This is a genomic window from Pseudomonas sp. 7-41 (assembly GCF_021233075.1).
Classification (GTDB): domain Bacteria; phylum Pseudomonadota; class Gammaproteobacteria; order Pseudomonadales; family Pseudomonadaceae; genus Aquipseudomonas; species Aquipseudomonas veronii.
Genome location: NZ_CP089552.1, coordinates 131,220 through 142,994 on the forward strand (window position 1 = coordinate 131,220; position 11,775 = coordinate 142,994).

Genomic DNA, 11,775 nt, shown 5'->3' on the forward strand with positions numbered 1-11,775 from the left:
CTTAGAGGGTGCGATTCGATTCAATCCAGGCGCGCAAGCCTTCTTCAGGCTTGCCTTCTCGGGTCAAACCATCATCACGAATGAGGAAAGGAACATTTCGAGCGCCAAGAAACTGAGCGGTCATCCGGCGCTTCGAGATCACATCCAGATCACACTGAGCGGTCGGGAGCTGTTCGAGAGGAGTTTTCATGTCGCCGGACGCGCCTGCTTTCCACGCAGCAACCTTGTCTTTCGCGCAGAGGAGTTCTTTAGTACGCACAGCGCTCTCTTGGCTGAGCAGCGGCAACATCAGCACGTCGAGTCGATACCCTTCGGGCAGAGACGTGCGGGCTTGTTGAATGATCTCTTTGCAGAACCCGCAAGCAGGGTCGGAGAACATGGTGATCGCTTTCTCACCGTTGCCGACAGTGAGAGGAGCGAGATCCTTGAAACCGAGGTTGGTCTTATCCACTGGAATGTAGTTGGCGGCGATCCGAGCATCCTCGATGGTTTTCAACTCTTTCTTCGCCCACACGTCATAAACCGTTCCCTGGATGATGAATCGGCCGGTATCGCTAATGATGGCGAATTTGCCGTTCTTCTCGATCGCCAGCATTGCAGACGCAGGAAGCATCACTACCTTGTCTGCGTTCTTGTCCGCAGGGCTCGCAGCTACTGCGGTGCCAGCCACTGCAAGCAGCGTCATAGCAAGAATGGTTTGGGTTGGTTTGAACATGGGCTTACCTCCTGAGTCGATTCACCCAGAGTATTTGGCCCGGAAAAGAAAAGGCCTCTTTTTCAGGACGTTTTAGCGTCGGAAAAAGAGGCCTTTCAGAGAGGCGTTCTGACTTAGATCAGAAGCCTACAGGCAGGGCTTGGAGAGCGCTGGTGACTACAGCTGCTGCTGGGATAGTTGCCGACATTACCGACTCGATAACATCCGGCGCAGCATAGAGGCCAACACCGCCGCCAACGCCAGTAACGAACGGCATAAGCGATTGGCGAAGAACGCCAGCGCCGATGCCGGTGAGGATCATCAGGCCGATCAGAATGCGGCCGAGGGTACCTTGCATCCACTCGGTCAAGGTAATCCACACGCTATCGAACGTATCGCCGCCGGTACCCGCGAGCGCGGTACCGGCAGCCACCATTGCCGCTGCGATGGCCATCGTTTGGAGGGTTGCTTTGTTGACGTGCATTGGTCTTGCTCCTAGAGGTTGACATGCGCAGGGGCTGCGCTCCGGAGACATTTTTCGTGCTTTCCGTAAGCCTGTGTTTCGCTTTCAAGCGCATTTGTCGACGGAAATTAAAAAGGGCCGCTTTATGCGGCCCTTCCCTTTACTTGTTGGAGACTGGAGGCGATTCGGCACCAGAGTTATCGATGCCTACCAGGGTAATTACCGGTTCGCCATCTGGATAACGCCACATTGGTACGGAGATGCTGTTTGAGCTGAGAGCCTGCTGCTCACCATTGATGAACCAAAGGTTTTTGGCCATGCGGCCATCTTCATCAGTACAAACGGCTTTTGCCAGCCAGGAGGTTCGACCGACCACAACCTCCAGTTTGCAGACAGGGGGCTTATTCCTTGCGACCGAGATGTCAACCTCGCCTGCTGCTGTGTGGCCCATTGCGCTGGCGACATCCAGTTTCACCGTATACACACCCTCTTTTTCAAGGGTCGCCCGGCCATAGTCCCCCGAGCTAGATAGCGTCTCCCCGTTGAGACTGAACGTTTTGCTGAGTATCTGATCCTTAGGGTGCCCGCCGGTGATTGACGGTCGGATCAGAACGCCCAGCGGGGCACGATTCGCGTCGTTATCCCCACTCCAGGACAATTTCACATCCCACGGAATCGGCTCCAAAAACTCCATCTCTGTTTCGGCATAGCTATAGTTGCCCCGCGAGTCGGTGATGTGAGCGCCGAATGTGTAGATCCCCGGCTCAGTCAGCCGCACGATACGACTGGTCTGGTTGGTGTCCTTGATCATTTGGAGGCCAGCGTAGGGTGGGATATCCCACTCGATGGTTAAGCCCTCGAATTCTCGGAACAAGCCAAGAGATCGAGCCGTCATGGTCAAGTCTGCCGGCGCATACTTCGCTGAGTACTTCGTGTTGATCTTCCACTCAGGCCAGTCATAGGACCAGAAAATCAGGCGGTGCTGAGTTAGACCCAAACCGCCTCGATCCTCATACCCATTGATCCAAGATCGGACGCTGATGTGGCTCTCTTCTTTCTCCATGTCCTCCCGAGTGGGGGTGTACTTCACTTCGGTGGAGTCGACGACTGTGCCGTCCGGCAGGATGAACTCACCATCCATTGTCATATCCATTTTTGGGTACGGCATCATCAAGTTGGCGACCCAAGTAGCTTCCTTTCCTACCTCAGGACGACGCGGCCCGATTATCTGTACACGAGGCGGTCGGACAGGTCTAAACGCAACACCTGCGCGGAGGGTTTTGTAGACGCGCTTATCCTCTGGGGAGTCTGAGTACTTCAGCCTGGCCGTGAGGTATACACGATCAGCGGAATTACGGCCCAGTCGGTAGGAGCCTTCCCCAGCGACCCAAGTCTTACCGCGATCCTCCGACCATTCCACAACCATTCCGGTCGTATCGAGCGTATTACCCTTGAGGTCAGTGAGTTTGAACGTGCCGCTATCACCAATAAACACGTTTGCTGGGCCTTTGAGGCGGGCAACAGGCACGACATAGGCAATAACTTCGACCGTAGGCGTCATGGATTTCGCGCCGCTATGGCGGTTCGTCAACTCTGCCCTCAGCAGATATGTACCCCGCTGAAAGATCATGCTGAGCCGTTGCGGCAGCTTCGCATTGGCCTCAACGCCTTCCCACGACACACCGCCGTCTTTGCTCATTTCCCAGCGAACCTCACCAATGTCTCCTGACTGGTAGCGATCATTGGTGACGGCGTAGAAGCTGCTGCGAAGAGGAGCAGGGCCGATAACGCGCAGCGCCTGAATTGAACCATCAAGAGCTTCGCCGTTTAGCACGGAAAGCACCATTGGCGAGCCCGACTCCCGAATCAGCTCGTATTCCGGCACAGGCGAGCGAACACGCGCTTCAGCAATGATGCGAACCGCTTTGTTCGTTAGCGATTGCAAATCGACCTCGAACTCAACCTCCCCGTTCTCGTCGATTGGCTCCCAGTTTGTCATCGGCTCGTAGTTGACTCCGGCAGTTGTCGAAAGCAGGCGAATATCCCAGTCGCCCATGCTGCTCAGCCGATACGCATCCTCCATGTAGCGGGTGTCTTTAATCGCCACGCGGATTGGAAGGCTGACCGTATCCAGAACGGTTCTCTCGTCGTTGAGAATGACAGGGAGAATTTTGTCGTGAGGGACCGACAGGAGTGATGCGGTCTTGGTCGACCTCATATTTGGGAGCGCGGTGTATCCAACGTCAACTGAGTATGGCGTTACGCTCCACAGGGGGGCCTCGGCCCCTTCGATGTAGCGCGTAAACCGCTGGGAACGGCCGTAGCTCGGAATCGTAGAACGTTCAATCACTGCATCCGCCCGGTTAATCGCCACGTCCAGGGAAGCCGCGATTGCGGTCACTGACGCGCTACCAACATAGCCGCCGAGTTGTGACACCGAATACAGCCCCTCTTTCACCAGATTGCTGGCCGGCATATCGATTTCGATTGCAGGCGGCTCGATCACGTTTACGCTGTGCTCTCCGTAGCCAATATCGATTTCCTGACCACTCGGAGTAAACATGGATGCCTTCCAGGAAATGTTGTTTGTCCCGAGCAGACTCATTGCTCCTTCCGCGAGTGGCGTGACGGTGTTGCGCTGCTGGGCCATGCCTTCTGGCATCTGCATCCAACGAATAAGGCACGATGGGCGGCTCGACCATTGCTGTGCTGTCTTTTTTGCAACGCCTTCGTTCGCTGTTGCATCACATACAGGACCATCCGTGTGACGGAGCGACAAGGAAAGCTCCTGGACTTTCTGGTAGGCCTCTTCTGGTGCTGGCTTCAAGGCAAAGTGGATCTGATCAGCGACCGGAAGGATCTTCAGGTCACGAGTGAAGCTCGCAACCTTGTATTTCACGCCGCTAGGGTCAAACACATAGGCGGTAGCCTCGATAGTCTGGTTTCCCAAAGAACTCCCGCCGGCATCCATCATCAGGTTGGCCAAAGTACTAGCGTTGCGCCATTCATCGGGAGTCTTCGTCCAAGTGACGTAGCAAGCACGATCCTGAAGTGCATTTTTCGTCTTCGCGACAGCTTCGCTGGTCAAGATGCTGCATGCCCCATTGCTCGGGCTGAAGCTGATTTGAGCACGGCCGGAAGCTTGTAGAATCTCCCATGTATCAGCCGTCAGTACGCCCTCCGGAGCCCATACGGTTACCGGCACGGAATAGACAGGGCCAGTCATATCGGCGCGACTTAGATAGACCTGCGCCTGGCCATCGACCCCAACATCCAGGCCACCTAAACGGGCCTCCAGCAGATCGGCAGTCATTTTAGTAGGTACCAGACGCATACCAGTGCCTTGAGAAAGCTCACGATGCTCCAGTGTCACCCCAACTTTCGAGTCAGGCGTGACGATGGCGATGATCTCGCTGCCGAGAGCCTGAATCACTTTCTGGTCGGGAATTCGGAGCGCATAGGCACCCAAACGGGTCGTCATTTGTTGCTTCACGGCCGGGATGCTCGGGGCCACCGAGGTAGGCTGAACCTCTCGATCTTTGAACATTTCCCAGGCCGGCAAAAGCTTCAGGACGACATCTTGATCGACATAGAGGCCATCCTGGTCAATGGCACGAATCTGTACTGAGGTTTCAGCCTGGCCATCGGTCTTATAGGTGATGCTCATCCCCTCCACCGTCACATGGCCATGTGCGGGCTGTTTGACGACTTGCAATGTGTGCGAGCCCCAATTGTTCGGATCGATTACTTTCAGATCGGCCGTTCCACCGATTCCTGCATACATCTTCACTGTCGAAGGGGTGATACCCGTTGGTGCAAAATTGAACTGAGCAACAGTGACCTTCCCCTCTCCTTCTACACTGAGCCCTTCCTGATCCGTGGCGCTGAAAGTGAACAAATCTTCCCCATAGAAACCAGGATTAGGGGTGTACTCCATACGGCCATAGAACACACGGACAGTCCCGTGCGTCGGGTTCGTGAGGATCTTGAACGTATGGCTGTCCCAGAGATTGATGTCATGGACCTCAGGAGCAACCTGGTCACTCACTTGCCCTTCACGAGCCTGAATGGTTACTCCCGTCCAGGTAGGGGCGTAATTGAACTTCGCGACATTCACAACCGCGGTCGCTTCAGCCTTCATCCCAGACACGTCCTGCACGCGGTACTTGAACTCATCGGAGCCAACGTATCCAGTGTTCGGGGTGTAGGTGAACCCGCTAGGGGTCGCCACTACAGAGCCCTGGGACGGGCTCGACAGAATTGAATAGGTTTTCTTCTCCCACGCTGCCGGGAAGTCCTCGATGGGAGTTGCTTCCACCGACGAGCTTTCGTTGACGCTGACCGTCAGTTTCGTCGTTACAGGCGGTTCTATTACCTGAATGACCGATTGCCCCTCTTCGAGGGTGATCTTTTTCCCGGTGGTGTCGTAGACGCTAGCCGTCCAGCGAATCGGGTGCTGCCCGGAACGGGTGAAAACGCCGGTCAACTCAAGAGGATCGAGCGCTTTGATGTTCAGGTCTTTCGGGATGACCGTGAACTCAATCAAGCACTTCAAGGCCCCGCCGCTCATGCCTGCGCTCTTTGCCGCTGCGTCATCACCAGTGATCGAGCACGTTGGCCCCGAACGCTGCGTCATGGTGACGGATGCAGCCTCCATCGCACGAGTAACACTTTTCTCATGCAGCGATTGGACGAAGGTTGTTGAGCCGGTCGCGGCTTTGACGCTCAGTATTTCTTCACCGCTGCTCAGCAGTACCTTTTCAGTGCCCTTGTTGAATACATAGAGAGAATAAGCAACCTTCTGCTGGCCTGCGTCGAGGACTCGCCCAGTCAGCTGAGTGACCGGGTGAGGTGCACCGGAAACCTCTACTTGTTGAAGGCCTCGGGGAATGCTCGTCCACTCAAGCAAGCAGATGGGCGACTTGATGGCATCGGCAGACCTTGCCACCGCGGGAGATGTCGTTAGAGGGCAAATGCTGCTAGCTGAAGCTGACAGTTTTACCGTGGTGTCAGTCATTGCCTGAACTGGATTTCTATCGTTGATGCCCAGCGTGACCTTGGGCATCCAGGTATTAATATCGGCATAGACCACAGGAGCGTTCGGCGCGGAGGTAGAAATGATCACGCCATTCCTCCCTGTAGCACCTTGAGTTACCGGGACAACAGGGAGTGATATTTTACCGCTGGTGTTCGTGAAGTTGAGTTGGCTAATGGTAACTGTTGCTCCCGGATTGACGAGCACACCGCCAATCATTAGAGGTGTTGCTGCGTCAGACCTGAGCGTTGCAAGCAGATCATAAACACCAGAAACTGGCGTCCCATCAGCAAGCTTTAGTTGCTCGCTATTAATCACTACAGACCCATCGTTACGATTAAACTCTTTTGGTACCGCAGGGATATTAACGAGACCGTTTACATGCCCCACAATTCCAGCCATCTTAGGACTATAGAGGAATGTGGTTGAGCCGACGCCCATATTCTGCTGTGCGTCCTGCGCATTAACTCGAAGGGTATAACTCTCTCCCGCTGTTAGCGACGGGAAAAGGATCGGATACTCGAGGCCGTAGGTAGTCGCATTGATTTTGCGGAACGAAAGAGCAATCGACTCGTTTGCGGGCCCCCCGGTCAATGCAATAGAAGTGATCTTGGGCGCAGGATCTTTGTTGTCTGTTACGGTGAAAGTGATTTTGTCGAGTGTATCAATAGTATCGCTCGCACCTTTGCTTACTGTAACAACAGGTTTTGTCCGGTCACTTTGAAACTTGAACAGCGGAAGCTTTGTTATTGCACCTAAGTTTTCGCTAGCGACGCCAACAAGGTCATGAGAGCCTTCCGGCAAGGTTTTCAAATCAAATTCGTACTCAAAATACTCACCAGACGACGATGTAAGTTTTTTTGTAACGCTTAGCGCTGTACCGCTAGCATTTTCAAGCCATGATGAACTATGGCTAAGAGCATTTTGAAATGCGCCCTGCTGCGGCTGTCTGACGTTCAGAGTGAGAACCATACTAGACGAGTCATATGTGTAACTGAGGATTGGCAGGTACAGGTCGTTCCAGTAAACATTCGCCCATTGCCCGGTTGCGATCAGCGAACCGTCCGCACTCTTCAGAACCCCTTGGTCATGTAGGTAACCAGCCGTGCCTTTATTGAGCTGGACATTAACCGTAATTTCGCACTGGGTCTGCCCAGCGGGAATAGTACAAGTACCCATATGGGTAGCAACCTGATCAAACGGCCGCGCCTCAACTGTATAGCGAACTTTGCTTACAGTAAGCGGGAGTTCTTGCGGCGAAACCACCCTACCGGAATAATTGAGCCAGCCTTTATCACTAAAGTAGTATTCTATACGGCTTATAACAGGCGTTTTCGGAGCTGATGGGTGCAATACCAAATTGTAAGAAATAGTACCTTGCGAGCCCCATTCGCCGAAGTTGTAAAACCTAATGTAGTTATTATCCTCAGCGCGATAGGGAAGCGATCCGACAAGATAGACGTATGCAGAATCCTCACCAACAACCTGATTTTCACCAAAGCTATTGATGAAGCGTAACCCTCCCTGCCGATAGGTATGCCAGTTGCTCTTAGGGATTCTCCATGCAAGTCGTATCGGGTTAGTCTTTACATAAGACCCTGCTACATAGGGAACAAACCCTTTTAGGCCAGGTGCGAGGGTAGCCGTCACACTTGGGTCATACACACCAAACGGTTCAGCTGGAACGTTTGCAATATTGTCAAACATAACCTTCTGACGCTTGGTTACTGTCGAGTTTCCTGCTTTGTCGGTAACAACAAACTCTAGCCCGAATACTTCATCCAAATCGGAGTCAGGGAAGAAATTTGTCCGGTACTGAATCGAGGCCGTCTTAGTTTCTTCCGAAAACAGCACGTTTTGTTCTTTATAAAGAGTGCCAGACTCGCGGTAAACCTTAGCAGTGACCTTGCTTATGCCCGATGAGTCAGAGAAGCCATCTAGGACGAAGCTCGAGTATGTCAAAGCATCAATTGCTGCAAGGCCGAGTTTCCACACTTCGCCGGAGAGAACGGGATCACCCCATGTATATGGACGTGGGGCAAATTTCCCTGCTACGGGGCCGGCAGTATCAATGACAAGAGGCACATTCTCAGCTTGAACAATCGCGCCTGCACTAGAAAGGATCTCTGTTTTTACGGTATAGCGGCCATCGGGTAGCTTCGGACTAACAAATTCTTCCGCGTAGTAGTTGTCGCCGTTGTATGAGATAACGTCGCTCGCCCCAAGAACCTTTGAGCTTTCCTTAGTGAAGGCAGGTGCGCTGGCACCGTTCGCAGTCACCGCTATGCGCAGCTTTCGGTCAATACCACCGCTAACCATGAACGAGATGCCAGAGGATGGGCTGATAAACCCTGTGCCTGGCTCCGTATTGATTTGATCCCCCGCACTGTTCGTGTAACCGTATTTAACAAGGTCGGCATACGCACCATTGATTGGCACAATGGCCAAAGCGAGTGCGCCTAAAAGCGCACCACTCACCTTATTGAGGAACGATGGTCCTCGGGTCTTATTCTTACCCATCGTGGAACTCCTTTAACTCGCGTTGGCAAGCGAAACCTTAGAGTGTGTTTTGTTAGGTCTTGAAACGACCAAATGCGCCCGCTTTCGCAAGGCGCATTTCTGCTCCACCACCGGCACTTCGTTATTTTCTACTTGGCAGGTTTAGCCTGCGGCGGCTGAACAACTGTAAGGGGGCGCAAGGTTGGTGTTGGTTGGGGGTTTCGAGCGCCTATCTCCCAGCGTCGCGCTTCAACTTCGGTATAAATGAAACCTGGAACGTACAGGTCGCCTTTCTCGTCCTCCCATGGATCAATGGCAATACGCATCACAACAGCTTGCGAACGAATAGGAAGCGGATTCCGGGCTCTCATAGGCACCGGTGCGTTATCTGATCCTTCAGCTATCAGCACGCGGGTAGCATTGCCAGTTGATGGTTTATCGCTGCTCGCCGCGCCACCCTCCTGTTCTTTTTTAAGCTGAGTCTTGTAATCATCACCTTCAGTGGCCGAATAAACATCTTTCGCAGACATGCAGGTAACGCCATTAGGCATGCCCTTACATGCATATTCATCTGAGCCCAAACCCATGATGCTAGTGCAACCAGAAGTCAGTGCCGCTACTGCAATCGCCAGGATAAGTTGCTTGATCATTACGATGTCCTTACTGATTAACGTCATTGACTTTAAGAGTGGTTGCATTGAACTTTACGGTCATGCCTTTATTAACGATGAAGTCGACTTCACGCATTGCGTCGATTTCAATAACAGGGAAGATGCTTTCCGCCATCTCCAAATAGAAGTCAGCTATGCGCTCAAGGGCTGAGCCCGCACCGCTGAACCCGGCTGACTGAAGCGCGTTGCTATCGAATGCCTGCTCGTAAACTGGAGCTACTGTCTTGCCGTCATCACTAGCTCGCGTCACATTGATTGTCGGTACCTTTTGGACGTTAAAAGCTCCAGCTATACCTTGGAGGAAACCCGCTCCCAAGCTTCGAGCGATGATCTGCCCTTGTTTGCTTACCAGCCGGCCGCGCAAGCCAGCTTTACCGTCTTCACCTGTGGCATACGCCTCAACGCTTGATTCAAGTACCGAGCCGTCATTGCGAACGCACGACAAACGTTCGGCACGCATATAGGCCCGTTCAGAACTGAGATCGCCCCAACCGCCAGCAATCATGAAACACTCACGGAAATCCGCTCTGAAGCGGTTGGGGAGAATTGCTTCACTCTTGATACGGATGAGGCTTGGAAAGGGGTCACGCTGTGCCTGCTTTCCTGTAGGCGCATCCATGCCTGTGACCAAGACACCCGACAAAATCGAACCCGCGGGCAGCGTCACAGAAAGCTCCTCTGGCTTATCGCTCTTTCCCTCATCTTCCTTCGCCTTGATCACCCGGATCTTCGGCGCTTCCGTTTTCTCGCTGGATCGCGACTTTGGGTCTTCCGGTTGCTCTGGAGGCAAGTTCGAGTAAACGTCTGTCAGCTCTGCCGGCGAGCTCGTTGCCTTGTTGACGAATACCGATTCGCGAGGCGGGATAGGGGATCGTGCCTGGTTGGCGGCAGAGCTATCTGATGAGTTATCCCCACCCTCACCGGTGCCTTTCTTTTCGCGTCCAACCCGCGCCAACTCTTTCTGAACCAGCTGGAGTTCTTGCTCCAGGCCGCTCACTTTGTCTTGCGTGTTTTTGAGTTGAACGTCTTTTTCTTTCTGCCCCATCGTCCGCTCAAGGCGGTTTTGCTGCGCCTGGAGCTGTCGAAGTTGGCTCGCAATGGAGTCCATGCCCAGCGCACGAGGATCTTCGTCGGTGAGGATGGCCTCAACCTGTGGCTTTGCCGCTGCGCGTGACTTACGCTCGGGAGTTGCTGCGTTCATGGCCACGCCAACGACAGTACCGACGATCAGAACCGTCCCACCGATGGCAAGCATGAGCTTGCCCCTCGGCGTGAGTTTTTCGAAGAATTGCTGAATCGCTTTCACGGATGGTTCCCCTTACTGCAACAGGCTTGGGCGGGTGGAGCTTTGCGGCACTTCGGTCGGAACCCGAGTGACTACAAACACCTCTGTTTTCTGGCCAGGCTCAAGCACCTCATCTGGCCATGCGCTTACAGCCGCTCGATGAGGGTGAGTGCAAGAGGCGTGATCGAACTCGACAGTCCTGGCCGACACGTTCTCCGCCGTGGCCACGAAAACTTTGAAGTCATGCCCTTCGATCAGCTGCGAATTGCTGAAATCGAAGCTGAGGCTTGGTTGCGCGCATGCAGGGATCTTGTTGCCGTTCGTAAGAGCACCGAAGCTGTATCCACGTGGTAGCTTGCCCAGCGCCATTTCGCGCATCAGGGAGCGAAGCGTGTCCATGTACGGCTGAGAGCGTTCCCACTTCCGGGCCTGGCCGCTGTAGTTCGTAGACGAAGTGACTGGCAAGCCGCTCGCAAGGCCTTGCACATTTTTCGCCAGAATCAGGTTTGCTTGGATGGGGGGAACGCCCTGCGGCAATAAGGTCAGGGAGATTGCTACAGTCTCATCGTCGTCCGGCGTGACGTACATAGTCACCGGCTTATCTTCGAAAGTTGTGACGTAAAGAACGTTACCGCTTACCGAAATGTCGGCCGTGCTCACTGTCTGGACTTTAGGTACATCGAACGGCGTGACGATACGGTTCATTTGGCCACGGCTGATCGGAATCAGGGTATTGGTGCCGCTCGAAACAACCACGTCTTGGCGGGACTCGATAGGCTGCGCTGGCACAGGCTTCTTCATAACGCTGGCCGGCACGCTGGGGTTTTCAGCAGAGCCCGGAGTTACGGCGACCAGACGTTGCTTCTTTTCCGTCTGAGGCTCCTCCTGTCGTTCCGGGACGCTCTCTGGAGTAGCGACAGGCTTGGCAACCACATGAGGCTGCACGCTGGCAGCAACTGGCATGTTCATGCCTGGTATCTGAATCTGGTCCTGGGCAATAGCTGGCAGTGCAGCCGCCATAGCCAGTACCAGCGCAGCTGGCTTGAAAAAATGGAGGGAAACTGGAAGTGACATCGAGACGACCTCTGCTCTGAGTTGTCGTCAATTCTGGGGGGCATTCATCCGCTT

Annotated in this window: 6 protein-coding genes; all 6 read right to left on the bottom strand. The window is 53.9% G+C overall.

The annotated features are described in order from the left end of the window. Position 1: 1 nt before the first annotated feature. The gene (locus tag LQ249_RS31095; protein ID WP_011077994.1) at positions 2-715 is read right to left on the bottom strand and encodes a DsbC family protein; all 714 of its coding nucleotides are present in this window, start codon (positions 713-715) and stop codon (positions 2-4) included. 118 nt (positions 716-833) lie between these two features. Then, entirely contained in the window at positions 834-1,178 is a 345-nt protein-coding gene (gene traA, locus LQ249_RS31100; protein ID WP_011077993.1) for a TraA family conjugative transfer protein, read from the bottom strand. Between the two features lie 139 nt (positions 1,179-1,317). Beyond that, positions 1,318-8,712, bottom strand: a complete 7,395-nt coding sequence (locus tag LQ249_RS31105; RefSeq protein ID WP_232566640.1) for a DUF4165 domain-containing protein — start codon at positions 8,710-8,712, stop codon at positions 1,318-1,320. Between the two features lie 128 nt (positions 8,713-8,840). After that, positions 8,841-9,341, bottom strand: coding sequence for a type IV conjugative transfer system lipoprotein TraV (traV, locus tag LQ249_RS31110; RefSeq protein ID WP_122810450.1), 501 nt, complete (start codon positions 9,339-9,341; stop codon positions 8,841-8,843). A 10-nt stretch (positions 9,342-9,351) separates the two neighbouring features. Continuing rightward, a complete protein-coding gene (locus LQ249_RS31115; RefSeq protein WP_232566641.1) occupies positions 9,352-10,668 on the bottom strand; it encodes a TraB/VirB10 family protein in 1,317 nt (438 codons plus the stop codon). A gap of 12 nt (positions 10,669-10,680) precedes the next feature. Further along, complete coding sequence (locus LQ249_RS31120) at positions 10,681-11,721, bottom strand: type-F conjugative transfer system secretin TraK (protein WP_232566642.1); 1,041 nt, start codon at positions 11,719-11,721, stop codon at positions 10,681-10,683. Between the last annotated feature and the right edge of the window lie 54 nt (positions 11,722-11,775).